We start from the raw sequence: 24,353 nt of genomic DNA on the forward strand, positions 1-24,353 counted from the left end.
GTGACCGACGACGTACAGACGGCAGAACCTGAAACCAGCGGGCTCGAGGCCGGGACTTACGAGGTGCTCAAGTCCCGGCTGGAAGCCCAGGCCAAGGCCCTCGCCGCGGCCACTGAAGGGGTCAACGCGCAGCGCCTGACCGTCTTCGGCGGCACGGAGCTCCGCCTGCTCGGCACCGAGCGCATCCGTACGGACAACAACTGCGTTCCCCGGGACATCGTCTCGCTGGGCGGCGTCATGCTGTTCGGCTACAACGTCTTCATCGGGCTGAAGCCGGAGACCACGGTCGCCGACGTCTTCTCCGTGCACCGCTTCACCAGGGACGGCGACGTCTTCAGGTTCGACCCCGACCGTCTCCCCGCCCTGGAGGAGCCGGCGTTCCAGAAGGACTTCGCCGAGCTGTACCGCTACTACAAGGAGTCCAGGCTCCACCACCTGAGACGCGTCGAGGGCAAGCTGCTGGCCGTCTTCCAGACCGGCCCGGCCGACACCCGGGTCTTCAGATGGACGGTCGACTCCCAAGGAGTCACGAAATATCAGGACAACAGGGGTGAGCGGGACCATGCCTTCCCGCCCTCGCACGACTTCGTCTGGACCCCGGCCACCCGCGACGACCACGTGCTCGGCCGTCACCCGCACATCTCCATCCGCGACGAGGTGTTCGTCGAAACGGTCGGCGGCGACCTCACCATCAAGATCGAGAACAACACCGAGACCGGCGAGGGCATCTACGCCGAGCCCGTGGCCGAGCCCCTCCAGAGCCTGGCCGACGCCGACGTCGAGCACGCCGTCATCGGCCCGCTCATCCTGATCAGGATCCGGCCGTACAAGGAGCCCGACTGGCGCCACCTGGTCTTCAACACCCGCACCAAGGCCGTGACCAGGCTCGACGGCATCGGCCAAGCCTGTCAGCGCCTCCCCGAGGACCAGGGGTTGATCTTCCCTGGCGGCTATTACCTGGCCACCGGGGTCAGCAAGACGTTCGACACGGACGTCACGGACCTGGAGTTCGACCGCGTGGTCCGCTCCCCCAACGGCGAGGACGTCCTGTACGTCTTCCACGCCAGGGGCGACGGCCGCTCCCTGCTCCTGCCGTACAACGTCATCAGGAAGGAGGTGGCCAACCCCATCGTCTGCCACGGCTACTCCCTGTTCGACGACGGCACGATGGTGGTCTTCCGCGCCACCTCCGAGGAGCCGACGCGGGTCCACCCCATGCAGGTCTGGCAGACGCCGTACGTCTCCGACACCTACGCCGCCGCCCAGCCCACCGGCAACGGCCCCCTGGAGCGCATCGGCAACGCCGAGCTGGTGCGCGGCATCTCCGACTGCCTGTCGGTGGCCCGCATGATCGGCGAGATGGCGCCGTCGGCCGCCACGTTCGAGGCGCTGATCGCCGCCTGCACACGAGCCTTCGACCACTACCACTGGCTCGGCGAGCAGGGCCTGCGCGCCCCGCTCTCCGAGGTACGGGCCACGGCTGAGCAGGTGCTCGACGAGTACGAGCACGTGGAGGCGCTCACCCGCCAGGCCGCCCGTACTCTCGCCGAGGCCACGGAGGAGACCACCCGGCTCGTCCGGCAGGCCCGGGGCGACACCCCCGCCACCGCCGACGCCTGGGTGACGCTGCTGGCCACGTTGCGCCGGGCCCAGGGCCGCCTGGTGACGCTGCGCGAGGTCCGCTACCTCGACCTCGCCCAGCTGGACACGCTGACCAAATCGCTGGCCGACGAGCTGGTCTCGGTGGGGCAGCGGGCCGTCGGGTTCCTCCAGGGGGCCGAGGCGTTCACCGGCTACCACGAGGCGGTCGAGCGTCTGGCCGCCGAGGCCGCCGCGATCACCACCGTCGCCGAGGCCGAGCCGGTCACGGAACGCCTGGCCACCCAGTCCGAGGGGCTGGAGGTCGTCACCGAGGTCGTGGGCTCGCTGGAGATCGCCGACGCCACCGTACGCACCTCCATCCTGGAGCGCATCGCCGAGGTGCTCGGCGGGGTGAACCGGGCGCGGGCCCTCCTGGACGGCCGCCGACGAGAACTGCTCGGAGCCGAGGGGCGGGCGGCGTTCGCGGCCGAGTTCGCGCTGCTCGGGCAGGCCATCACCGGCGCGCTTGCGGTGGCGGACACGCCTGAGCGGTGCGACGAGCAGCTCGGCAGGCTGATGCTGCGACTGGAGGCGCTGGAGACGCGCTTCGGCGAGTTCGACGACTTCGCCACCCGGCTCGCGGCCAAGCGGGACGACGTCTACGAGGCGTTCTCGGCCCGCAAGCAGACGCAGCTGGACGAGCTCGCCCGCCGGGCCGACCGGATCTTCGCCTCGGCCGAGCGCATCCTGGGCAGCATCACCAGGCGGCTGCCGTCGCTGGGCTCGCTCGACGAGGTCAACACCTTCTTCGCCACCGACCCGATGGTGGCCAAGCTCCGCTCGGTCGCCACCGAGCTGCGCGGGCTCGGCGACGCGGTACGGGCCGAGGAGCTCGACGGCAGGGTCAAGGCCGCGCAGCAGGAGGCGGGCCGGGCCCTGCGCGACCGCCTCGACCTGTTCTCCGACGGCGGCGAGACGCTGCGTCTGGGGCGGCACCGGTTCGCGGTCAACACCCAGCCGATCGACCTCACGCTGGTGCCGCACGACGGCGACATGCACTTCGCCATCACCGGGACCGACTACCGCTCGCCCGCCCCCGCCGCGTTCGCCGACACCCGCCCCTTCTGGGACCAGCTGCTCGCCTCGGAGACCCCGGAGGTCTACCGCGCCGAGCACCTGGCCGCCTCGCTGCTCGACGTGGCCGTGCCGGGCGGGCCGCTCCAGGACCTCGTACGACAGGCGGCCGAACAGCGCTACGACGAGGGGTACGAACGCGGCGTCCACGACCATGACGCGACCGCCATCCTCGACACGCTGCTGCGGCTCCGGGAGGGAGCGGGGCTGCTGCGGTATCCGCCGGACTCTCGGGCGGCGGCACAGCTGTACTGGGCGTTCGGGGTGGACGAGGTTTCACGTAAAACATTGGCCACACGGGCCGTGTCGCTGGTGCGCGCCCGCACGGTCTTCGGCCCCACACCGGAGATTGCCGCTCTGGCAACGGAACTGGGCTCGAACATCGCCGCATTCCACCATGGGCCCGGCGAAACGGCCGCGCTCGCCGGGGAGTACCTCGTCGAGGAGCTCGCCACTCAACCCACCGGCTTCGTGACCAGCGCGGCGGCCCGCGCCCTCCTTCAAGGCTTCCACCAGACGCTCGGCCCGGCCAGGTCACGCGAGTTCGAGGAGGATCTTAAGGCCGTGGCGCTGCCCGAGCGGCTGGAGCTGGCCCGGGCCTGGATCGGCGCCTTCGGCAAGGGCCCCGAGGTGCCCGAGTCCATCGCCGTACAGCTCTGCGACCTGCCCCGCCACGACTCCAGCGCCACACTGACCGCCACGGTGGAGGGCCTGCTGGGCACCCACCCGCGCGTCGCCGACCGCAAGCTGGAGCTGCGCCTGGACGAGACCCTGGCCAGGACCCGCCGCTTCCGCACCGAACGCGTCCCCGCCTACCGGGCCTACCAGAAGCGGCGCACCGAGCTGGTGACCGCCGAGCGGGCCCGGCTGCGGCTGGACGAATACCGGCCCAAGGTCATGAGCGCGTTCGTCCGCAACAGGTTGCTCGACGAGGTGTACCTGCCGCTGATCGGCGACAACCTGGCCAAGCAGCTCGGCGCCGCCGGAGGGGACAAGCGGACCGACCAGATGGGCCTGCTGCTGCTCATCTCGCCGCCGGGCTACGGCAAGACGACGCTGATGGAGTACGTCGCCAGCCGGCTCGGCCTGGTCTTCGTCAAGGTGAACGGCCCGGCGCTCGGCCACGCCGTCACCTCGCTCGACCCGGCGGAGGCGCCCGACGCGACGGCCAGGCAGGAGGTCGAGAAGATCTCCTTCGCCCTGGAGACCGGCAACAACACACTGCTGTACCTGGACGACATCCAGCACACCTCGCCCGAGCTGCTGCAGAAGTTCATCTCGCTGTGCGACGCCCAGCGTCGGATCGAGGGCGTCTGGAACGGCCGCACCCGCACCTACGACCTGCGCGGCAAGCGGTTCGCGGTGTGCATGGCGGGCAATCCGTACACCGAGTCGGGGCAGCGCTTCCGCATCCCCGACATGCTCGCCAACCGCGCCGACGTCTGGAACCTCGGCGACGTGCTGTCGGGCAAGGACGAGCTGTTCGCGCTGAGCTACATCGACAACGCGCTCACCTCCAACCCGGTGCTCGCGCCGCTCTCCGCCCGTGATCGGGCCGACGTCGAGCTCCTGGTACGGCTGGCGCGCGGCGACCAGAGCGCCCGGCCGGACCAGCTCCGGCACCCGTACGCCAAGACCGAGCTGGACCAGATCCTCAGCGTGCTGCGCAAGCTGGTGCGGGTGCAGGAGGTCGTGCTGGCCAACAACCAGGCGTACATCGCCTCGGCCGGGCAGTCGGACGCCGCCCGCACAGAGCCGCCGTTCCGCCTGCAGGGCTCGTACCGGAACATGAACAAGCTGGCCGAGCGGATCGTGCCCGCCATGAACGAGGCCGAGCTGGAGGCGGTCATCGACGACCACTACCTCGGCGAGGCGCAGACCCTGACGAGCGACGCGGAGGCCAACCTGCTCAAGCTCGCCGAGCTGCGCGGCCGGCTGACCCCCGCCCAGGCCGCTCGCTGGAGCGACCTCAAGGCGGCCTACCTGCGCGCCAAGGCGCTCGGCGGCGCCGAGGACGACCCGATGACCAGGGCCGTGGGCGCCATCGGCCTGCTCGCGGACCGGGTGGGCGAGGTCGGCACGGCCATCAGGGAGAACACGACGGACTGACTCGCGTCACCACGGGTCACCGCGGCGAGGTCAGCTGTGTCGTGCACTCTCGCTGGATGGCCGTGGCCCGGGTGAGGAAGTCGAGGATCAGCTCCAACTGCTCGTCCGAGTAGCCGGCGTAGAGCTCGGACAGCCCGGTCACCAGCGGCTCGAAGACCTCGGCGCCGCCGGCCAGCGCCTCGTGGTTGACCTCGACGATCACCCGCCGCCGGTCCTTGGTGTCGCGGGTGCGGCGCACCAGCCACTTGCTCTCCAACCGGTCGATCAGCCCGCTCACCGAGGCGGGCGCGAGGCCGGTGTGCTGCGCCAGCTCCCCCGCCGTCAGCGGGCCCAGCCGTTGCAGGAGGTCGAGCGCCTTCTCCTCGGTCATCCCCACCCCCAGCAGCTCGCCGACGGCGCTGTGGAACATCACGGCGGCGTTGCTGTTGTCCCGCCCGGCCACGAACAGGGCTTCGAGCAAATTCTTTCGGTGTTCCGAAATATCTCTGGACACAGCCCTCCCTCCCGGCATATATTTCGTTCGACCGAACGAAAGGTTATCACCATGAAAGCTCTGATCATAGGATGCGGCATCGGCGGCCCCGCCACCGCGATGGCCCTGCGCGAGGCCGGTTTCGACGCCGAGATCTTCGAGGCCTACCCGGACACGGCCGAGAGTGTCGGCTCGTTTCTCAACGTCGCCTCGAACGGCTTGGACGCCCTGCGCGTACTGGGTGCGCACCGCCGGGTGCTGTCCGCCGGCATCCCCACCCCGCGGATGGTCATGTGGAGCGGCTCCGGCAAGCGCCTCGGCGAAGTGGCCAACGGCCTGGCCCTGGACGACGGCACGGTGAGCCACACGATCCTGCGCGCCGACCTCTACCGCGTCGTCCGCGACGAGGCCCTCTCCCGTGGCATCAAGATCTCGTACAGCAAGCGCCTGGTCTCCTTCGACGACACGGGCGACCAGGTGACGGCCCGTTTCGAGGACGGCACGGAGGAGACGGGCGACATACTGATCGCCGCCGACGGCGTCCACTCGCGGACCCGCGCCCAGCTCGACCCGAGCGCCCCGAAGCCGCGCTACAGCGGCCTCTACAGCTTCGGCGGACTCATCCACGACCCGAAGTTCACCGGCGAGCCGGGCGTCTACAACATGGTCTTCGGCAAGCGCGCCTTCTTCGGCTATACCGTGGCCGCCTCCGGCGAGACCTGGTGGTTCGCCAACCTGCCCCGCGAGCTGGGCGACGTTCCCGCGGACTGGAAGCCGGTGCTGGTTGCGGCGTTCCGGGACGACGCGAACTTCTCCGCCGAGGTGATCGAGCGGAGCGAGGTGGCGCTGGCGCTACCGATTCACGACCTGCCGCCCCTGCCGACCTGGCACAAGGGACGGGTGGTGCTCACCGGCGACGCCGCGCACGCCACCTCGCCGAGCGCCGGGCAGGGCGCCTCGCTGGCCATCGAGGACGCCGTCGTGCTGGCCAAGTGTCTGCGTGAGACCAAGGACCACCGGGCGGCGTTCGAGCGGTTCGAGAGTGAGCGGCGCGGGCGGGTGGAGAAGGTCGTCGCCTATTCGCGGACGATCAGCAACAACAAGGCCGCGGGCCCGGTCGCCCGGGTGTTCCGCGACCTGATGATGCCGATCTTCCTGAAGAAGCTGGCCAGCCAGGAGTCACTGTCCTGGATGTACCGCCACCAGGTCAGCCTGTGACACCGTCTCCGCTCTGGCGGGGAGCAGCGGCAGGCGCACGTCGGGGGTCGGGATCAGGCCCCTGGCGTGCAGGACGCCCTTGATGACGGTCGGGTTCGGCTCGGCGAACAGCGCGGCCGACAGCCGGGCGAGCCGATGACCCAGCGCCCGGGCCCTGGCCACGTCACCCGCGCGCCACGCCGCCGCCAGCTCGACGAACCGGTCGGTGGCCAGGTGCGCCGAGGCCAGGATGCCGCCCGCGGCGCCCAGCGCCAGCAGCGGCGAGATGAACAGGTCGTCGCCCCCGAGCACCTTGAACCCCTCGGGCAGGTCCCCGAGCAGGTCAACGGCGTCCTGGTCGATCCCGCCCGTCGCGTACTTCACTCCGGCGATCATCGGGTGCCCACCCAGGTGGCGCAGGGTCGCGGCACTGACGGCCTGCCCGGTCCGATAGGGAATGTGGTACATCACCAGCGGCACCGGCGTCTGCTCCGCCAACGCCTCGAAGTGCGCGATGACACCGCGCTCCGAAGGACGCAGGAAGTACGGCACGGTCAGCAGCGCGGCGGAGACTCCCGAAGGCAGCTCCTTCAACGCCGCGGCCGTTGAGCGTGTGTCGTTGCCGGTGATGCCGACGGTCAGCGGCACCTCGCGTTCCGCGCAGACCGCGACGCAGACCTCGATCACCCGAGCCCGCTCGGCGGGCGTCAGCGCCGCGACCTCTCCGGTGGTGCCCAGCGCGACCAGCCCGGCGGCGCCCTGGTCGAGCACGTGGCGGGCGAGCTTGTCGATCGCCTCGACGGCCACCTCACCCTCCTGGGTGAACGGCGTGACCAGCGGCACATGGATTCCTGTCAACATGCTCTCAGCCTGGCTTGGATCAATACGTTAGGTCCAGCGCGGATTTCTGCTGACGAGCTTAAGCTTGTCTGATGCTCGACCCTCGCAAGCTCCACCTCCTGCGTGAACTCGCCCAGCGCGGCACCATCGCCGCCGTCGCCGAGGCGCTCAGCTTCACCCCGTCGGCGGTCTCCCAGCAGCTCAGCGCCCTGGAACGGGAGGCGGGCGTACCGCTGCTGGAGCGTACGGGCCGGACGGTCACCCTGACACCCGCCGGCCATCTGCTCGTCGAGCACGCGCAGGACGTACTCGAACAGCTGGAAAGGGCGTCCGCGGCGCTCGCCGCGGTGCGCGGCGGCCCGTCGGGGCCGCTGCGGATCGGCGCGTTCCCCACGGCGGCCCGCGTGCTGCTGCCGCCCGCGCTCGCCGAGCTGTCCCGCGCGCATCCGGGGCTGCGGCCGATGGTCTCCGAGATCGACCCCGCCGACGTGTCCGCCGCGCTGCGGGCGGGCGAGCTGGACGTCGCGCTCGTGCACGAGTACGACTTCGTCCCCCCGGTCACGGACGCGTCGCTGGAGACGGAGCCGCTGTTCGGGGAGCAGATGTACCTCACGGACCGGGCCACGATCGCCGACGCGCGCGATGACGCCTGGATCGTCGGCAAGCCGGGGACCCTGTGCCACGCGATGGCGATCCGGGCCTGCCAGGCGGCCGGTTTCGAGCCGCGGGTCCGTCACCGGATCGACGACTTCGACACCGTGCTCGCCTTCGTCGCCGCCGGTCAGGGCGTGGCGCTCGTCCCACGCCTGGCCGCGCTGGCGCCGCCGCACGGGGTGACGCTGACCGGACTGCCGCTCAGCCGCCGCACCCTGGCCGCCTTTCGCAGGGGGTACGGGGAGCACCCCGCGATCAAGGCGGCCGTCGCGGCCTTCCACACAGCGATCACCCACCTCCCACTCTGAGCGGCCGTCACCCGCCCCCTCTTCTGAGCGGGCCTCCTACGTCCTTCTGAGCGGACCCCCTGCGTCGCCGAGTAGACCCCTGGCCAGGTCGCCCAGAGTGGCGGCGACCCTGGCCGACTCCCCGGCGAGCAGCAGGCTGCCGATCGGCTCTGTGTGCAGCGTGCCGAGCAGGACGTGCCCGGCCAGGTCGGCGTCGACATCCGGCCGCGCCTCGGCGATCAGGGTCGAGACGTGCTGGTGCCACGCCACGTAGATCGGGTTGGCCAGCCGCGTCCCGCCCCCGGCCTTCTGGGTCAGCCGGGCGTGCTCGTGCGCGGCGATCAGTCCCGCGTTTCGGGTGGCCATCGCGACCACCGCGTCCAGGAAGGCCACCAGCCGTTCGCCGGCCGGCGCGCCCGGCCCCAGCGGCGGCGGCCCGTCCACGACGGCCTGCTCCAACGCGTGCGCCCGCTCCGACATCAGCTCCTGCATGAGCCCGACGCGGCTGCCGAACCGGTGGAACACCGTCCCCTTGCCCACCCCCGCCGCGACGGCGACCCGCTCGACGGAGACCTCCTCCGGCGGATGCTCCCGCAGCAGCTCCTCGGCGGCCGCCAGGATCGCCCGCCTGTTGCGTGCCGCGTCGGCCCGCTCCCGCCGTTCCATCGGATCATTGTCCCCCATAGACAAACTTGACCGCTGGTCCATATATTAACTGGACCACAGGTTCACTTACGAGGAGTGTGTCCCATGCGCGCGATCGTTGTCCACGAACTGGGCGGTCCCGAGGTGCTCAAGGCCGAGGACTGGCCGGAGCCGAAGGCGGGAGAAGGGCAACTGGTCATCCGTTCGCAGGCCATCGGCGTCAGCTACGCCGAGACCCAGCTGCGGGCGGGCACGATGCCGATGCCGGTGCCAGTGCCCCTGCCCGCGGTGTTCGGCGCCGAGGTGGCCGGGGTGGTCACCGAGGTCGGGGCCGGAGTCGACGAGGCCCTGCTGGGCACCACGGTCGCCGCCGTGACCGGCGGGGTCGGCTCCTACGCCGAGTACGTGGCGGTGCAGGCGTCACTGAGCTGCCCGGTGCCCGACGGTGTGTCGCCGGTCGACGCCGTCGCCGCCGCCGCGCCGGGCGCCATCGCGCTGGCGCTGCTGCACCGGGCCGGGCTCAAGGGCGGGGAGACCGTCTTGGTGGAGGCCGGGGCGAGCTCCGTCGGGACGTACTTGCTGCGCCACGCCAAGGAGTTCGGCGCGGAACGGGTGATCGCCACCGCGGGCGCCGAGCCGAAGCGGGAGCGAGCCCGGCAGATGGGGGCCGACGAGGTCATCGACCACCGGGAGCCGGACTGGCCCGGCCAGTTGCCCGACGTGGACGTGGTCTTCGACTCGATCGGCGGGCCGTCGGCCAGGCAGGTGCTCGATCACCTCACGCCCGGCTCTGGACGCATGCTCTGCTACGGCCTGCTGAGCGGCGCGCCCGCCGCGGTGGGCGCCGCCGATCTGCTTGCCAGCGGTGTGACGGTCATCGGATGCGGCGGGCCCGCGTGGGGCGCCGGGGTGTTCAGCGTCAGCTACCCGGAGATGCTGGCCAGGGTGGCCGACGGACGCAGCCGCGCGTACGTCGAGGCCACCCTGCCGCTGGAGTCGGCCGCCGAGGCCCACCGCCGCCTGGAAGGCCGCACGGCACTGGGCAGGCTGATCCTGACACCCTGACGCTCAAACCGGTCAAACGGGTCAGACGGGTCGGGCCCTCGGAGGACCACTGTCGGCCAGGTCCCTCCGAGGGCCGCTGAGGGTCAGGGCCGCTCGGAGAACCACCGAGGGTCAGGCCCGGGGTCAGACCCCCTCGAGGACCGCGTCGAGCACGGCCGCGGAGCTGAGCTGTTCGAGGTTGTACTCGCCCGCCGTCACGGCCACGACCAGCCCGCGCTCGGGTGCCACGTGGATCACCTGGCCTCCGTTGCCATGTGCGGCGATCGAGGGGCGCTCGCCGGTGCCGACGTACCACTGGTAGCTGTAGTGGGACCTGTCGTCGATCTTCACCCGGGGTCGCGACAGCTCCTCGATCCAGCTCCGCGGCACGATCCCACGCCCGCCGTCGAGCACGAGCGTGCCGATGGCGGCCAGGTCGCGCGGCGTCAGCCGCAGGCCCGCCGCCGCCATCTCGTCCCCGTCGTCACCCTGCGACCACTCGAACGCGCCGATGCCCAGCGGCTCGAACAGCGCGTTCCTGGCGAACTCGGCGAGCGACCGGCCGGTCCCCTTGACGATGATCCGCCCGATCAGCGCAGTCGCTCCGCCGGAGTAAATCCGCCGCCGCCCCGGCTCCTCCACGATGGGCCGCTCCAGCACGAAGCGGTAGCGGTCGGGCGCGTACTCCATCGCGAGCTCGCTGTTGGCGGTGCTGGTGTACGGAACGCTCTCGTCCCACTCCATGCCGAGCGTCATCGTCAGGGCATGCTCGATGGTGAGGCGGGCCCGCTGGGGATCAGCCGCAAGATCCTGATATTCCGGGAATTGCGCGAGTAATCCCTCCGCCGGGGGCGCCACCAGCTTCTCGGCCAACGCGATGCCGTACAGGAGCGAGACCACACTCTTGGTGACGGATCGGACGTCGTGCAGCGTGTCCGGCCCGAACGTGACGTGCCCGAGGGGTTCGTTGAGCTTGACGTCCTGGCCCGCGCCGTAGCGTTCGAGGATGATCTGCCCGTTCTCGACGACCACGAGCCCGTGCAGATTCGGCGCCTTGCCCTCCCGTAGGACGGCGTCCACTCGATCCGCCAATGCCATGACGACCTCCTCTTCGCTGGGGCTTCCCGGTCTATGACCTGACACCGTGTGAGAGTCAACCGCGCTCATGGTGCCAGACCGTCCAGGACCTCACCCCCAACGAGCCGTCCGCTCACGGCTCGGAAACTATGATCGCGTCATAGTTTGATCGGATCATAGTTTTGGCGCTCTGTGATCGTTCCGGACTGCCAGGCACCTTCCAACGCAGTCGAGCCGTCTGCTCGCTTCAGCGGCGAGCAGACGGCTCGAGAGAGTGGGAGCCGGAACCGCGCCGGGCGCCAGGTCAGGCCCGGAGCGGTTCCGTCGGGGTCGCGGTTCGGACCGTCACCAGGGACGATGGACCCGCGCCCGTGCTCATCTCACAGCGGAGTTACCTCGTGGCGATCGCCCACGCGCGCTCGGATCCGCGCGCCGAGTCGCGCTCCGACGATGCCATCCAACCGCTCCAGCCGGCGGTACGGATGCCGTTCCAGGCGGTGGACTGAGAAGAGGACTGGGCCGGCTTGCAGTCCTCGGCGCGGCCGGTGTTCACGGCGATGGCGACCGAGGGCCGGACCGCGGTCGACACGGAAGCCCAGGCCGTACCCACGATGGAGGGGCGGACCGTGATCGCGTTGGCGGTCCAGGCCGTACCCACGACGGCGGGACGGACCGTGGCCGTCGTGTTGGCGGCCCAGGTCGTGCTCACGTTCACCGGACGGACCGTGGTCGTGTTAGCGGCCCAGAGCGTGCCCACGATGACGGGACGGATGGTGGTCGTCGTGTTGGCGGCCCAGGTCGTGCTCACGTTCGCCGGCCGGACGGTGGTCGTGCTGGAGGGGCAGGCCATGGTCACCACGGCGGGGCACGCCGAGCTAACGGCGGCCGGCCGAACCGGAGCCTGCAGAACCGGAGCCTGCTGGACCGGGGCCTGCTGGACCGGGGCCTGCTGGACCGGGGCCTGCTGGATCGGAGCCTGCTGGATCGGAGCCTGCTGGACCGTGGTCACCGCGGCGGGGCAGGCCGTGCTGCTAGTGGCGGACGGCCGGACCGTGGCCACCGCGGCGGCGCAGGGCGAGCTGGTCGTGGCGGAGGGCCGGACCGTGGTCACCTCGATCGGGCGGACCGTGGTCACCTCCACCGGGCGGACGCTGCTCACCGCGGCGGCGCAGGGCGTGCCGGCCGTGGCGATGGGCCGGACCATGGTCACCGCGGCGGCGCAGGGCGAGCTGGTCGTGGCGGACGGCCGGACCGTGGTCACCGAGTCGGGGCAGGCCACGCTCACCTTGGCGGGGCAGGCCGCGTTCGCGGTGGAGGCGGCCGTGGGGGCGGTGCGGACGCCGGTCAGGCTGGAGCGGCTGAGGTCGAACGTGCCTGCCTGGACACCGCGCCAGTAGTCGGTGGCGAAGAAGTGGCCTTCTGCCTTGTCGTTCCGCGCCCCGATCGCACTGCTCGGGGAGCTGGTGAAGCCGCTGTCGAACTCGTCGTCGGCGACCGCTGGCCCCGCCACCAGCAGAAGGCCGGAGGCGGTTAGAGCTAGAGCGGTGATCGCGTGCTTGTACAAGGTCTGTCCCCCAGAAATGGATGCGCTGTTGTTTCGGCCCGCTGGAGCTTACCCCCCAACAATGGAGCATCTATCTCCCAGAACGATCTGGATTTCTTTACACTCGAGGATTTTAACCAGTGGGACGATCTGCCATTTCCCGCAATTACTTTTAGATCCCAGATCTTTCTCCAAGTCACCGTACTTACGAGTAATCGACGGCAATTCGGGCAGTCGGCTGAGAATTTCCTCAGCGTTTCTCAGGGATGGCTCAGCCGCCGCGGAGCAGGCTGGTGACCATGGACCGACTGCTGAACTCCCCCGCCATCGCCCAAGGACTGCGCAAGGTCGAAGCCAGGATCCGCCGTCTCAGCGGATCGTCCACACTGCCGGGTATCAACGCGGGCGCCGAGCGGATCATCAGCGCCGGCGGGAAGCGGCTGCGCCCCGCCATGACCCTGGCCACGGCGATCGCCTTGGGCAAGCAGCCCGACCGCAGGGTGATCACGGCCGCGGCGTGTGTGGAGTTGATTCACGCCGGTTCCCTCGTACACGACGATCTGATGGACAACGCCACCGAGCGGCGCGGCACCCGAACGCTGAACGCCGAGCTCGGCGCCGGCAAGGCTCTGGTGATCGGCGACTTCATGCTGGCCAGGGCGGGTTTGGCGGCCATCACGGCCGTGTCGAGACCGGTGGCCGAGGTGCTGGCCGCGACCGTCGTCGAACTGGCGGAGGGCCAGTATCTGGAGACCACCGACCTGTTCGACCCGCACCGGACCGTGGAGAGCGCGCTGCGATCCGTCACCGGTAAGACCGCCGCGCTGTTCCGGGCCGGGTGCCTGGTGGCCGCCGTGTGCGCGGGCGCCTCGCCGGAGGACCGGGCCAGGATGGCGGCGTACGGCGAGCGGTTCGGGCTGATCTTCCAGGTGCTCGACGACCTGCTCGACCTGACCGCCTCCAGCCGGCAACTCGGCAAACCCGCGGGCAACGACCTGCGCCAGGGCGTCTACAGCCTGCCCCTGCTGATGGCCGGCGAGGACGTGTCGGAATTGCTGGGCAGGAATATGACCGACGACCAGGTGGCGGAAGTCCTGCGTCGGCTGCGTGCCGGTGACATGGTGCACAAAACTCTGGAATACTGCCGCGGGCTGGCCGCCGACGCGCTCGCCGCCCTGCCGGTGATTAACGATTCCGAAACAGCCGGCATCCTGTACGCCTTGCCCACGGCATACATCGAGCAGGTTTCGCAAATAACTCTCCTGGCCACCGTTAATTGAGATTCATTGAAATGATTAGCGGTCGCCCACCGGCACGCCGCGACGCCCGCCAAATGGGCCCGGTGGACGAGCGCGGCTGACAGGCCCGGTGAACGGCTCGCAAACGTTCTGCAAGGCCGACCCGCTAGGTTTCGGCAGATGAAGGCCCGCATCACCCAGATCTCCACGTACCTTCCCGCAGCCACGCTGACCAGCGACGAGGTCGAGCGACGCATCGAGGGCTACCGGCCGCCGACCGGGATCATCGAGCGGATGACCGGCATCGAGCGCCGCCACGTGGCCGCCGACGATCAGCAGGCCTCGGACCTGGCCGTCGAGGCCGCCAAGGGGCTGGCGGCCGACGTCGATCTGCTGATCTTCGCCTCGGCCTCGCAGGACCTGGTCGAGCCCGCGACCGCGCACATCGTGGCCGCCAAGCTCGGCCTGTCGTGCCCGGTGTTCGACGTCAAGAACGCCTGCAACAGCCTGCTCAACGGGATCCAGGTGGCCGAGGGCCTGATCGTCTCCGGGTCGTACCGCAGGGTGCTGGTGTGCTCGGGCGAGACGCCGTCGCGGGCGATCCGCTGGCGGGTGCGGGATCGGGCGCAGTTCGTGGACGCGTTCGCGGGATACACGCTGTCGGACGCGGGCGCGGCGGTGCTCGTGGAGGCCGACCCGCTCCGTGGCATCTTTTATCGCGATTTTTCGGCGGATAGTACGGCGTGGGGTATCGGCACCCTTCCGGGTGGTGGGTCCATGCATCCGCGCGACCCGGAGTACTCCTACTTCCGCGGCGACGGTCGCCGGCTGAAGGAGGCGTTCCAGCTCGTCGGCCCCGACCTCTTCCTCAACGCCCTCAAACGCACCGGCCTGACCTGGGATGATTTCGCGGTGATCGCGGTGCATCAGGTGGCGTTGCCGTACCTGAACGTACTGTCGCGAGCGCTCGACCTCCCCGAGGACCGGCTGGTGATCACGCTGCCCGAGCACGGAAACTGTGCGTCGGTCACGCTCCCGCTCCAACTCGCCCACGCCCGCAGCGGCGACCGCGTGGCGCTGCTCGGCCTCGGCGGCGGCATCAGCCTGGGCATCATGCTGGCGGATTTGTGAACAGCCACGACGATCCGCCCGAGCGCCACGAGCGGCCTGTCCGGCGTCGGCGGCGGCACGAGACGCGTCTCTACCTCGCCGCCCACCCCTTCGCCTACCCGCTGATGCGCCTGCTGGCCCGGCTGGGTCCGGTGGTGCGGGTGCCGGGTCTGGGTGTGGTGGTGAACGACGCGGCCCTGGTCCGGCGCGTGCTCATGGACGGCCGCTTCCGCAAGGACGGCCCCGGCTCGCCCGGTGATCTGTGGACGCCCGTGCTCGGCCCGTCGGTGCTGCTCAACATGGAGGGCGAGCCGCACGCCGCGCTCCGCGCCAAGCTGGCGCCGCTGTTCACGCCGTCGTCCGTCGCCACGCTGGTCGCCGACGTGCTGGCCGGCCCGCTGGACGATCTCCGTGTACGCCTGGCGAAAGGCGACACGGTCGACCTGGTGGACGAGATGCGGCTGCTGGCCGGGGCGGTGATCTGCCGGGTGATCGGACTCGGCGAGGTGCCGGCCGCCAGGGCCAGGCGGTTGTTCGCCGATGGGGAGCGGGTGGTGTCGATGGTCTCGCTGCGTACCAGGGGACTGAACGCCCGCCAGCTCACCGTGGCCCGCGAGGTGCTCGACGGGATCGGCGACATAGCGCAGGCCGCCTACGACGCGGGGGATCCCGCCACGGTGATGGGCCGGATGCGCGAGCTCGGGCTGTCGGCGGCGGAGGCCCGCGGGGCGGCCGGGGCGTTCTTCCTCACCGGGACGGAGACGGTCGCCACGTTCGTACCCAGGCTGGTCGCGTTGCTGCACGACCACGACGCCTTCGGCGCCGACCTGGATCTGGCGATCGAGGAGGCGATGCGGATCACCACACCGACTCCGGTCATGCTGCGTTCCGTCGCCGAGCCCGTACGCCTGGGCAAGGTCCTGGCCCGGCCCGGTGACCGCGTGGTGATCGTGACGCACAACTGCGCCCGCGCGTACGGCCCGTTCGACCCGTCTCGCCCGCACCCGCCCGAGCTGCGCCGCCTGTGGTTCGGCGCCGGGCCGCACTTCTGCATCGGCTATCCGCTGGCGCTGGCCGAGATCCGCGCGGTGGCCGGGGTCGTGCTCGCCCGCCCGGTCAAGGTGGTGGCGCGGCGGGCCGCCAGGGGCGTGCTCCTCCCGACCTACAAGCACCTGCTGATCAGGGCCGCATGAGGGTCGGGGTGACCGGGGCGTCCGGTTTCGTGGGTGGCGCGGTCTGCCGGGCGGCCGTGGCCAGGGGCTGGCAGGTGTACGGCTTCGGGCGCCGGCCCGCGGAGATCCCCGGAGTGACGTACCAGACGTGGGACCTGACCGGCGACGAGCGTCCAGAGCCGGACCTCGACGCGCTGATCCACTGCGCGGGGAGTGTCACCGACTGGGGCCCGCCGGCCGGGATCTGGCGGGCCAACCACACCGGAACCGCGAACGCCATGGCCGCCTTCCCGCACGCCCGGTTCGTGCACGTCAGCACGGCCAGCGTGTACGACCCGCGACGGCCGACGATCATGGCCCGCGAGCACGAGGCCCCGGTGAGCCGGTACGTCAACGCCTACGGCGCGTCCAAGGCGGCGGCCGAACGCCTGGTCGAGGGACGGGCGGTGATCCTGCGCCCGCACGCCGTCTACGGTCCGGGCGACACCACGCTGCTCCCCCGGGTGCTGCGGGCGGTCAGAGGCCGCAGACTGGTCGCGGTCGGCGACGGGCGGCAGCTTGTCAGCCTGACGTCGGTGTCCAACCTGGCCATGGCCTGCCTGCTGGCCGTCACGGGTCCGCTCGGGACGTACAACGTGACCGACGCCGAGCCGGTCGTCCTGGACGACGCGCTCCGGGCCGTACTGAGGGAGAAGGGCATCGACGCGACCCCGCTCTACCTGCCCCGGCATCTCGCCCACGGCCTGGCCGCGATTTCCGAGAAGCTCGCCCGAGAACCGCGCCTGACCCGCTACGCCGTCGGCCATCTGGCCGTCGAGCGCACGCTGGACATCACCGCGGCCCGCGAGCGACTGGGCTACGCGCCGTCGCCGACGTCTTTCACGGGCGCCGCATCCTGGTGAACCCGCCCTACCTCCGGCACCGCCGACACCACCGCGCCTTCACCGTCGGCTGAGCGCGACTCACTATCGGCCGAGCGCGACTCAACACCGTCCGGACCTGGTTTGCGGGCCTCCAGCATCTCCGACTTGAACCACGGCCCGCCGTACCAGAACCGCCACCCCAGATCGCGCCTGCGCACATCGACCACGCCGAGCTCACGCAGCACGTCCTCGTAGCGCGACGTGTGCTGGAAATCGGCGATCAGCATCAGCCCGCCCGGACGCAGCACCCGATGCGCCTCCTTGACGGCCTGGTCGCGGCCTTCGGCGGTCGGAATGTTGTGAATGGCCAGGCTGGACACGATCACGTCGAACCGCCCGTCCTCGAACGGCAGCTCGCGCATATCCCCCGTGACCAGATCGACCCGGTCCGACACCCCTTCGGCCTCGGCGTTGGCCCTGGTGACGCTCTCGGCGTTGCCCGACTGGTCCTTGCCGCTCCACAAGTCGATGCCGGTGGCCCGGCCGCCGCGCAGCCGCTGGGCCGCGAGCAGCAGCACCATCCCGCGCCCGCAGCCGAGGTCGAGCACCTGCTCGTCGCCCTCGATCCGGCCGAGCTCCTCGCCCCACACGACGAACTTCCCCCGCCGGGTCGTGTAGAGGTAACTCCCCGCGCTGGCCAGCGTGTAGAGCGCGCCGAGCAGGAACGCGATCCCAGCCGCCGGTACGTCGAAGGCGAAGGAGACCGCTACCAGGGCCAGCTGCACCACCGCCCCGAAGAAGAGTCCGGCGAGGGCCCATGGTGCGTCGAATCCATAGCTTCCGCGTCTCACACACACGTTATATCTCAAGATGGACTTCACCGAAACTTGCCGCGACACTGCCTTTTCACCAAATCGCCCGCCTCCAAACCGTTACTAACCTTGGCCATAGTTCGTAGAACGAGGGGTTGACCAGGGATGACAGTCAGAACACGCGGGTTCGGCCTCGGCTTCAGCATCGCGCTCACCCTGGCCTCAGCCCTGCTGTGGGGGGTGGCCCACCTGGCCGCCGACCGCCGGAAGACCGGCTTCGCCCTCATGGTGACGTACGTGCTGATGCTCGCGTCGATCCTCACCGTGCTCACCGTGTTCAGCAGCAGGCTGCTCTCGCTGGCCGTCCAGCCCGCCTGGCTCACCGCTCTCACCATCATGGTGGCCACGCTCGGGGTCGTCTGGACGGGCGTGATCATCTGGTCGTACCTACTCGTACGTCCGGCGCCCGCGAACCGCGTGGGCCGCGCGGTGACCACCGTCCTGACCATCGCCCTGTGCGGGCTCATCCTGGCCCCGGCCGTGTACGCGGCCCGCGTGGCCTACGTGTCGCGGGACGTGGTCAACACCCTGTTCACCGCCAACGTCTCCCCCATCGTGTCGCAGGACCCGTGGAACGGCGCGAGGCGGATCAACCTCCTGCTCCTCGGCGGCGACGCCGCCCCCGGCCGTCCCGGTGTGCGTACCGACAGCATCACCGTGGCCAGCGTCGACGTCGCCACCGGAGCGACGACCCTGCTCGGCCTGCCGCGCAACCTGCAGCGGGTACGACTTCCGGAAGGCCCGCCCAGGGACCGCTTCCCTGACGGCTTCACCGGCGCGGGCCCCGACACTCCCGGCCTGCTCAACGAGATCTTCCAGTACGCCGAGGACTATCCCGAGATGGAGCCGGGCGTACGCAAGGGGCAGCGCGGCCCGGCCCTGCTCAAGAAGACGATCAGCGAAATTCTCGGCATCCCCGTCACTTACTACGCCCTGGTGGATATGAGGGGTTTCGCGCAGATCATCGATGCGATGGGCGGGGTGACGGTCACCATCAAGGACCCGATCGTCTACGGCAAGTACCGCGAGGGCCTGTTGAGCCCCGGCACCCGCAAGCTCTCGGGCCAGGAAGCGCTCTGGTTCGGCCGCTCGCGTACGGACAGCGACGACTACGTGCGCATGGGCCGCCAGAAATGCCTGCTCAACGCCGTCGCCAAGCAGGCCGACCCGGTGACCGTGCTGAACAGCTTCGAGAAGCTGGCCGTGGCGACGAAGCGCGCGATCTCCACTGACATCCCGCAGAACGTCCTGCCCGACCTGGTGGACCTGGCGCAGAAGGTGAAGGAGCACAAGATCAGGAGCCTGAACTTCGTACCGCCGCTGATCGACACCGTCTACCCCGACTGGACCCTGATCAGGCACAAGGTCTCCCAGGCCCTGTCCGAGCAGAGCTCGCCCACCCAGCACCCGCAGGCCGCCCCGCAGACGGGCAGCCCGGAGAACCCGATCACCCTCGACTCGGCCTGCCGTTAGCGGCCCGCCGTCAGGCGCGTCTGAGCAGCAGCGTCACGAACCCGAGCAGGTCACGGTATCCGTCGAGCCACATCTTCCGGTGCTCCAGCGCCGCGGCCATCGCGGCGTCACCGTCGTCGCCGGGATGCCGCAGCGCCCAGTCGATGAGCGTCCCGGTCCACGACCACTCGTAGTCGTACCACTCGCCCCGCTCGCTGACGTGGGCGTACACGGTGTGAAACCCGGCCGACTCGGCCTGTGCCACGGTGCCCGGCAGGTCCGCGTACTCGCCGATCTCCGCCTCGATCTCCCCGCCCGGCGGCCGCTCCCAGAACCCCTCACCCACCAGCGCCAGCCCGCCGGGAGCGAGCAGGCCGCCGATCGCCTCCATCGACGGCGTCAGCCCACCGAACGCGTGCGTGGCACCGACACACAGCACCAGGTCGTACGGCTCAGCTGCGGCAAAGTCGGTCGCGGAGCCATGATGCAGGGTCAGCCGGTCCGCCACCCCGGCCTCGGCCGCCATCCGGCGGGCGTCGGCGAAGCCCGCGTCGGACAGGTCCACACCGTCGGCGGTGGCATCGCCGTACAGCTCAAGAAGCCGAACGCTCCAGACCCCCGAGCCGCACCCCAGGTCCAGGATCCGCGCGCCGCTCGGCAGCTTGGCCCGGCGCAGCAAGCGGGTCAGGTTCGCCTCGCTTATCGGGGAGGCGATCGGGTGGTCGGCGTGCGCGATGTGGCTGATCAACTGTCTCTCCATATGGACAGATCCTAGTTATCCCCCTATGCCAACTTGACGTGTCGGGATCTGAAGAGTTTCATATGCACATAGCCGACTTATTAAGTAGGAAATAGGGAGTAGGGCATGAACGCTCGCAGGGTGCTAGCCGCTCTGGCCGCAACCGCACTCACCGCGCTCGTGGCGGCCTGCGGGAGCAGCGCCTCTCCCAGTGGCGCGGCGAAGGAGCTGCGCCTCGGCTACTTCCCGAACATCACCCACGCCACCGCCCTGGTCGGCGTCGAGAAGGGCTTCTACGCCAAGCACCTCGGCGTACCGGTGAAGACCAGCACGTTCAACGCCGGCCCGGCCGCGATCGAGGCGGTCTTCTCCGGCGCCGTCGACGCCACCTACATCGGCCCGAACCCGGCGATCAACGCCTGGGAGAAGTCCAAGGGCAAGGCCATCAACATCGTCGCGGGCGCCGCGTCCGGCGGTGTGTACCTGGTCGTCAAGCCCGGCATCAACTCGGCCGCGGACCTCAAGGGCAAGAAGATCGCCACGCCGCAGCTCGGCAACACCCAGGACGTCGCGCTGCGCTACTGGCTGGACAGCAAGGGGCTCAAAACCGACACCAAGGGCGGCGGCGACGTCCACATCGTGCCCCAGGAGAACGCGCAGACACTGCAGACGTTCGCGACCGGCGACATCGACGGCGCCTGGGTGCCCGAGCCGTTCGCCAGCCGCCTGGTCATCGAGAGCAAGGGCAAGATCCTTCAGGACGAGCGCGACCTCTGGCCGAACAAGCAGTTCGTGATCACCCACCTCATCGTCCGGCAGGACTGGGCCAAGGCCAACCCCGACCTGCTCAAGAAGCTGCTCGAGGCGCACGTCGAGGCCACCAAGTACATCAACGACGACCCCGCCGCGGCCGCGCAGACCGTCAACGCCGCGATCGAGAAGCTCACCCAGAAGCCGCTCAAGCCCGAGGTCCTGCAGAGCGCGTTCAAGAACATCACGTTCACGAACGACCCCATCGCCTCCTCCCTCACCGGCAGCGCGGACCACGCCGTCAAGGTCGGGCTGCTCAAGCCGGTGGACCTGAACGGCATCTACAACCTGAAGCCACTCAACGAGGTGCTGGCCGCGCAGGGCCAGCAGTCGATTTCGGACAGGTGACGCACATGACGACGCAGGTGGTCGATCGTACGGCCGCGGTCCGGCTGGAGGCCGTCTCCAAGGTCTACGGTCACGGCGGCAACGGGCTGCTCGCCCTCGACAAGGTCTCACTGTCGGTACGGCCCGGCGAGTTCGTCTGCCTCCTGGGCGCCTCCGGCTGTGGCAAGAGCACGCTGCTCTCGCTGGTCGCCGGGCTCGACCGGCCGACACAGGGGGAGATCTCCACGGCTGGGCGACAGGTCGCGATGATGTTCCAGGAGCCGGCGCTGTTCCCGTGGCTCACGGTCTCGGCCAACGTCGAGATGGCCTTCCGCGCCGACAACCTCGCCAAACACGACCGTCGTACGAGGGCGGCCGAGTTCCTTGAGATGGTGCATCTAGGCGGGTTCGGGAAGAAGCGCCCGCATGAGCTGTCCGGCGGGATGCGCCAGCGCGTCGCTCTGGCCCGCGCGCTCGCCCAGTCCTCCTCGTCCTCGTCCTCATCCTCATCCTCGTCCTCGTCCTCGTCGGAGAGCGGCGCGGTGCTGCTGATGGACGAGCCGTTCGGAGCGCTCGACGCGATGACCCGCGACCTGCTGCACGACGAGCTCGAGCGGATCTGGCGGGAACAGGCGCTGTCGGTCCTGTTCGTCACGCACAACGTCCGCGAGGCGGTCCGGCTCGGCGACCGGGTCGTGCTGCTCAGCAGCCGTCCCGGCAGCGTGGTCGAGGAGTTCCCGGTCGAGCTCGCCCGGCCTCGCCGCACCGACTCCGCGGAGGTCGCCGGGCTCGCCGCGAGGATCACCGACCGGCTGAAGGAAGAGGTGTTGCGCCATGGCCATTGATACGCACGCGCGCCAGATGGCCGGGCTCGACGCGCTGGAACTGGCCGGTGAGCAGCGCGCCGGAGTGGCGTCCCGGGTCTGGGCGAGGCTCTGGCCGATGCTGACCGCGGTCGCGCTGGTGCTGGTCGCCTGGGAGCTGGTCGTGCTGAGCGGCCGCTGGCCCGAGTACGTCTTCGCCGGACCGATCACCACCTTCCAGGACCTCGGGCACCGCCTCGGCGACCCCGAGTTCTACCAGGCCGTGGCGACCACCATGCGCCGAGCCGTCACCGGCTTCGCGCTGGCCGTGCTCGTGGGCCTGGTCATCGGCGCGGCCGTGTCGCGGGTGAAGGTGCTGCGGGCCGCCTTCGGGGCGCTGATCACCGGCCTGCAGACCATGCCGTCGATCGCCTGGTTCCCGTTCGCGATCCTGCTGTTCGGGCTGACCGAGAGCGCCATCACTTTTGTGGTGATCCTGGGTGCCGCCCCGTCGATCGCCAACGGCCTGATCACCGGTGTCGACTACACGCCTCCGCTGCTGCTGCGGGCCGGGCATGTGCTCGGGTTCCGGCGATTGCAGCTCTACCGGCACGTGATCCTGCCCGCGTCGCTGCCGTCGTTCCTGGCAGGGCTGAAGCAGGGATGGGCGTTCGCCTGGCGCTCACTGATGGCCGGCGAACTGCTCGTCATCATCGCGTACCAGTCGTCGCTCGGCGAGCAACTGGCGATCTCACGGGAACTGTCCGACTCGCCGGGACTGATCGGCACGATGATCGTGATCCTGGTGATCGGCATCGTGATCGACATGCTGTTCGAGGCCGCCGACAGCGCCCTACGCCGGCGCTGGGGCCTCAATCCGATGTGATGCGGGTCTCCGCGCGAACCGATTACGCGCTGCGGGCGGTCACCGAATTAGCGGCGGCACCGCCGGGGCCGGTGCCGGCCGAGCGCATCGCCTCGGCCCAGAACATCCCGCGCCGCTTCCTCGACAACATCCTGCTGCAACTCAGGAGGGCCGGGCTCATCCACAGCCTGCGCGGCCCTGAGGGCGGCTACTGGCTGGCCCGCCCGGCGGACGACATCACGCTCGCCGATGTGATCGCGGTCATCGAGGGCAAGCCGGAGTATCCGGCGCACGGCGGCTACCCGGGTGTCGCGGGCCCGCTGGCCGACGTCTGGAGCGCGCTGCGCGAACACGAGGAACGCCTGCTCACGGAGGTCACCTTCGCGCAGATCGTCTCCAGCGACTCCACCACCCGCCCCAGCACCCGCTAGTGCCGCAGCGCTGAAGATGCGATGCCTCAAGCACGTCTTATGCGGTGCTGGAGACGGCAGTCGATCTGTCGGCGATGTGATGCCTGGCGTTTCAGGGAATGCGCATATCAGGATTCGACTGCGACATGCACGTATCAATGCCCTGGTTGTAGGGCGTGTCTGGGTTGAACAGGGCGTACGAGTACGAACAGCAGGGATTGTGACATTCCCCCTCGGTCGGGTAGTCGGCACCAAACAGGGCCTCGACGCCGACCGCCTCGTACGGCCCCGACGGCAGCTTCGGCACCTTGTCGTAGAAGTTCACCAGCCGGAACGTCTGCACGCGCAGGCTGTTGTAGTAGTCCTTGAAATTCGACTCCCCGACCTTGGGGCTGGCCTGGTTGCAATGCAGGATCTTCGCGATGGGTATTCCCGCGAAGCAGGCCAGCGGAACGATCAGGGTCGCCAGGGTCGAACCGAGGCTGTGCCCGGTCACGATGAGCCTTGCGCCGCTCTCGGCGATCTGCGACAACTCGGCCGCGAAGGCGCCCTGGTCGAAACCGTTGAAGACGTCGTTGAACCCTTTCTCCACCTGGGTGTTCCTGATGGGCGTGCTTGTCGGCGGGTCATAGGGCACCAACTCGGTCTTGCCGTCCATGATGTAGTCGTCGTCCGTCTGGGACCCGCGAAAGGCCAGGAACACGGTGCTGCTGTCAGGCCCGTAAGCGAATATCGCGAAGGGTTCCGCGATCTTCTTGACGACCGGGGTGAAACTGCTCCAGAACGGGCCGCGGAATTTCCACTGGTCAAGCGGGAACGCCGGGCCGGTGACAGGGCAGCTATCCGAGGGCGTCCAGGAGAACGTGGGAGCACTCGGCTTGCCCGCGGCCTTCCATTGTTCACACATCTCGCAGGCTACGTTGACGACGAAAGAACAGGTTCGGGCGATGTCCAGGTCATAGCCGGGAGGAACCTTGAGTGGCATCTCGTTTCCGTTGGGCACCGGTGCTCCTTGATGATGTCGGGACGGTCGACTGCGATCGCCGTGAACCTAACCACCCCGGTTCAGGGCTACTCATGAGTGCATAGGTTTTGGGCTTATCCATGCC

Annotated in this window: 22 protein-coding genes; 15 read left to right on the plus strand and 7 right to left on the minus strand. The window is 69.7% G+C overall.

Going from position 1 to position 24,353, the window contains the following annotated elements; translation table 11 throughout:
• Positions 1-4,824 carry a DNA repair ATPase gene (locus AB0B64_RS56810; RefSeq protein ID WP_358204014.1) on the plus strand — a complete coding sequence of 1,608 codons (4,824 nt, stop codon included), beginning with the start codon at positions 1-3 and terminating at the stop codon, positions 4,822-4,824.
• A gap of 16 nt (positions 4,825-4,840) precedes the next feature.
• Here AB0B64_RS56810 and AB0B64_RS56815 read toward each other — a convergent pair whose 3' ends face one another.
• The gene (locus AB0B64_RS56815) at positions 4,841-5,284 is read right to left on the minus strand and encodes a MarR family transcriptional regulator (protein ID WP_357960939.1); all 444 of its coding nucleotides are present in this window, start codon (positions 5,282-5,284) and stop codon (positions 4,841-4,843) included.
• A gap of 84 nt (positions 5,285-5,368) precedes the next feature.
• Here AB0B64_RS56815 and AB0B64_RS56820 point away from each other — a divergent pair, with 84 nt between their 5' ends.
• Positions 5,369-6,514 (plus strand): FAD-dependent monooxygenase, encoded by a 1,146-nt coding sequence (locus AB0B64_RS56820; RefSeq protein ID WP_357960936.1) that lies wholly within the window; start codon positions 5,369-5,371, stop codon positions 6,512-6,514.
• Here AB0B64_RS56820 and dapA read toward each other — a convergent pair.
• The gene (gene dapA / locus AB0B64_RS56825; protein ID WP_358204024.1) at positions 6,476-7,354 is read right to left on the minus strand and encodes a 4-hydroxy-tetrahydrodipicolinate synthase; all 879 of its coding nucleotides are present in this window, start codon (positions 7,352-7,354) and stop codon (positions 6,476-6,478) included. The genes AB0B64_RS56820 and dapA overlap by 39 nt on opposite strands.
• 71 nt (positions 7,355-7,425) lie before the next feature.
• On the opposite strand from dapA, the gene AB0B64_RS56830 reads away from it, so the two are divergent.
• A complete protein-coding gene (locus AB0B64_RS56830; RefSeq protein ID WP_358204030.1) occupies positions 7,426-8,295 on the plus strand; it encodes a LysR substrate-binding domain-containing protein in 870 nt (289 codons plus the stop codon).
• A gap of 36 nt (positions 8,296-8,331) precedes the next feature.
• Here the strand turns inward: AB0B64_RS56830 and AB0B64_RS56835 are convergent, their stop codons facing one another.
• Entirely contained in the window at positions 8,332-8,940 is a 609-nt protein-coding gene (locus tag AB0B64_RS56835) for a helix-turn-helix domain-containing protein (RefSeq protein ID WP_358204037.1), read from the minus strand.
• Positions 8,941-9,024: 84 nt separating this feature from the next.
• Between AB0B64_RS56835 and AB0B64_RS56840 the strand changes: the two genes are divergently transcribed.
• Positions 9,025-9,984, plus strand: a complete 960-nt coding sequence (locus AB0B64_RS56840) for a zinc-binding dehydrogenase (RefSeq protein WP_358204042.1) — start codon at positions 9,025-9,027, stop codon at positions 9,982-9,984.
• Between the two features lie 123 nt (positions 9,985-10,107).
• On the opposite strand, the gene AB0B64_RS56845 is transcribed toward AB0B64_RS56840, so the two are convergent.
• Positions 10,108-11,061, minus strand: a complete 954-nt coding sequence (locus tag AB0B64_RS56845) for a serine hydrolase (protein WP_358204048.1) — start codon at positions 11,059-11,061, stop codon at positions 10,108-10,110.
• Between the two features lie 350 nt (positions 11,062-11,411).
• Between AB0B64_RS56845 and AB0B64_RS56850 the strand changes: the two genes are divergently transcribed.
• The 6 genes from AB0B64_RS56850 (at position 11,412) to AB0B64_RS56875 (ending at position 17,005) form a co-directional block, all read left to right on the plus strand.
• Entirely contained in the window at positions 11,412-11,546 is a 135-nt protein-coding gene (locus AB0B64_RS56850; protein ID WP_357960919.1) for a hypothetical protein, read from the plus strand.
• 18 nt (positions 11,547-11,564) lie between these two features.
• Positions 11,565-12,437: a hypothetical protein gene (locus tag AB0B64_RS56855; RefSeq protein ID WP_358204055.1), complete on the plus strand. Its 873-nt coding sequence runs from the start codon at positions 11,565-11,567 to the stop codon at positions 12,435-12,437.
• Positions 12,438-12,882: 445 nt separating this feature from the next.
• Positions 12,883-13,863: a polyprenyl synthetase family protein gene (locus tag AB0B64_RS56860; RefSeq protein ID WP_358204060.1), complete on the plus strand. Its 981-nt coding sequence runs from the start codon at positions 12,883-12,885 to the stop codon at positions 13,861-13,863.
• A 138-nt stretch (positions 13,864-14,001) separates the two neighbouring features.
• Positions 14,002-14,952, plus strand: coding sequence for a ketoacyl-ACP synthase III (locus AB0B64_RS56865; protein ID WP_357960910.1), 951 nt, complete (start codon positions 14,002-14,004; stop codon positions 14,950-14,952).
• The gene (locus AB0B64_RS56870; protein WP_358204067.1) at positions 14,949-16,124 is read left to right on the plus strand and encodes a cytochrome P450; all 1,176 of its coding nucleotides are present in this window, start codon (positions 14,949-14,951) and stop codon (positions 16,122-16,124) included. The genes AB0B64_RS56865 and AB0B64_RS56870 overlap by 4 nt, the downstream gene beginning before the upstream one ends.
• Complete coding sequence (locus AB0B64_RS56875; RefSeq protein ID WP_358204071.1) at positions 16,121-17,005, plus strand: NAD(P)-dependent oxidoreductase; 885 nt, start codon at positions 16,121-16,123, stop codon at positions 17,003-17,005. Before AB0B64_RS56870 ends, AB0B64_RS56875 begins: the two co-directional genes overlap by 4 nt.
• On the opposite strand, the gene AB0B64_RS56880 is transcribed toward AB0B64_RS56875, so the two are convergent.
• Positions 16,960-17,817 carry a class I SAM-dependent methyltransferase gene (locus tag AB0B64_RS56880; RefSeq protein WP_358204076.1) on the minus strand — a complete coding sequence of 286 codons (858 nt, stop codon included), beginning with the start codon at positions 17,815-17,817 and terminating at the stop codon, positions 16,960-16,962. The two genes, AB0B64_RS56875 and AB0B64_RS56880, sit on opposite strands and share 46 nt — an antisense overlap.
• Before the next feature lie 126 nt (positions 17,818-17,943).
• Here AB0B64_RS56880 and AB0B64_RS56885 point away from each other — a divergent pair, with 126 nt between their 5' ends.
• Positions 17,944-19,311, plus strand: a complete 1,368-nt coding sequence (locus AB0B64_RS56885; RefSeq protein ID WP_357960898.1) for an LCP family protein — start codon at positions 17,944-17,946, stop codon at positions 19,309-19,311.
• A gap of 10 nt (positions 19,312-19,321) precedes the next feature.
• On the opposite strand, the gene AB0B64_RS56890 is transcribed toward AB0B64_RS56885, so the two are convergent.
• The gene (locus AB0B64_RS56890; RefSeq protein ID WP_357960895.1) at positions 19,322-20,050 is read right to left on the minus strand and encodes a class I SAM-dependent methyltransferase; all 729 of its coding nucleotides are present in this window, start codon (positions 20,048-20,050) and stop codon (positions 19,322-19,324) included.
• Between the two features lie 105 nt (positions 20,051-20,155).
• Here AB0B64_RS56890 and AB0B64_RS56895 point away from each other — a divergent pair, with 105 nt between their 5' ends.
• From AB0B64_RS56895 to AB0B64_RS56910, 4 genes are read left to right on the plus strand one after another with little or no spacing between them, the layout of a single operon-like run.
• On the plus strand, positions 20,156-21,187 hold the full coding sequence (locus AB0B64_RS56895; RefSeq protein ID WP_357960892.1) for an ABC transporter substrate-binding protein: 1,032 nt from the start codon (positions 20,156-20,158) through the stop codon (positions 21,185-21,187).
• Positions 21,188-21,192: 5 nt separating this feature from the next.
• Positions 21,193-22,011, plus strand: a complete 819-nt coding sequence (locus AB0B64_RS56900; protein ID WP_357960889.1) for an ABC transporter ATP-binding protein — start codon at positions 21,193-21,195, stop codon at positions 22,009-22,011.
• Positions 22,001-22,855 carry an ABC transporter permease gene (locus AB0B64_RS56905; protein ID WP_357960887.1) on the plus strand — a complete coding sequence of 285 codons (855 nt, stop codon included), beginning with the start codon at positions 22,001-22,003 and terminating at the stop codon, positions 22,853-22,855. The genes AB0B64_RS56900 and AB0B64_RS56905 overlap by 11 nt, the downstream gene beginning before the upstream one ends.
• Complete coding sequence (locus tag AB0B64_RS56910; RefSeq protein WP_357960885.1) at positions 22,855-23,265, plus strand: Rrf2 family transcriptional regulator; 411 nt, start codon at positions 22,855-22,857, stop codon at positions 23,263-23,265. Before AB0B64_RS56905 ends, AB0B64_RS56910 begins: the two co-directional genes overlap by 1 nt.
• 91 nt (positions 23,266-23,356) lie before the next feature.
• On the opposite strand, the gene AB0B64_RS56915 is transcribed toward AB0B64_RS56910, so the two are convergent.
• The gene (locus AB0B64_RS56915; RefSeq protein ID WP_358204087.1) at positions 23,357-24,247 is read right to left on the minus strand and encodes a lipase family protein; all 891 of its coding nucleotides are present in this window, start codon (positions 24,245-24,247) and stop codon (positions 23,357-23,359) included.
• Between the last annotated feature and the right edge of the window lie 106 nt (positions 24,248-24,353).

This window comes from Nonomuraea sp. NPDC049129, assembly GCF_040648495.1.
Taxonomy (GTDB): domain Bacteria; phylum Actinomycetota; class Actinomycetes; order Streptosporangiales; family Streptosporangiaceae; genus Nonomuraea.

Bases quoted from the DNA above. Each gene is read 5' to 3' on its own strand.
- AB0B64_RS56820 (WP_357960936.1), top strand. From the start codon at position 5,369: ATGAAAGCTCTGATCATAGGATGCGGCATCGGCGGCCCCGCCACCGCG.
- AB0B64_RS56860 (WP_358204060.1), top strand. From the start codon at position 12,883: ATGGACCGACTGCTGAACTCCCCCGCCATCGCCCAAGGACTGCGCAAG.
- AB0B64_RS56885 (WP_357960898.1), top strand. From the start codon at position 17,944: ATGACAGTCAGAACACGCGGGTTCGGCCTCGGCTTCAGCATCGCGCTC.
- AB0B64_RS56900 (WP_357960889.1), top strand. From the start codon at position 21,193: ATGACGACGCAGGTGGTCGATCGTACGGCCGCGGTCCGGCTGGAGGCC.
- AB0B64_RS56890 (WP_357960895.1), bottom strand. From the start codon at position 20,050: ATGGAGAGACAGTTGATCAGCCACATCGCGCACGCCGACCACCCGATC.
- AB0B64_RS56830 (WP_358204030.1), top strand. From the start codon at position 7,426: ATGCTCGACCCTCGCAAGCTCCACCTCCTGCGTGAACTCGCCCAGCGC.
- AB0B64_RS56875 (WP_358204071.1), top strand. From the start codon at position 16,121: ATGAGGGTCGGGGTGACCGGGGCGTCCGGTTTCGTGGGTGGCGCGGTC.
- AB0B64_RS56835 (WP_358204037.1), bottom strand. From the start codon at position 8,940: ATGGAACGGCGGGAGCGGGCCGACGCGGCACGCAACAGGCGGGCGATC.
- dapA (WP_358204024.1), bottom strand. From the start codon at position 7,354: ATGTTGACAGGAATCCATGTGCCGCTGGTCACGCCGTTCACCCAGGAG.
- AB0B64_RS56895 (WP_357960892.1), top strand. From the start codon at position 20,156: ATGAACGCTCGCAGGGTGCTAGCCGCTCTGGCCGCAACCGCACTCACC.
- AB0B64_RS56910 (WP_357960885.1), top strand. From the start codon at position 22,855: ATGCGGGTCTCCGCGCGAACCGATTACGCGCTGCGGGCGGTCACCGAA.
- AB0B64_RS56905 (WP_357960887.1), top strand. From the start codon at position 22,001: ATGGCCATTGATACGCACGCGCGCCAGATGGCCGGGCTCGACGCGCTG.
- AB0B64_RS56865 (WP_357960910.1), top strand. From the start codon at position 14,002: ATGAAGGCCCGCATCACCCAGATCTCCACGTACCTTCCCGCAGCCACG.
- AB0B64_RS56845 (WP_358204048.1), bottom strand. From the start codon at position 11,061: ATGGCATTGGCGGATCGAGTGGACGCCGTCCTACGGGAGGGCAAGGCG.
- AB0B64_RS56840 (WP_358204042.1), top strand. From the start codon at position 9,025: ATGCGCGCGATCGTTGTCCACGAACTGGGCGGTCCCGAGGTGCTCAAG.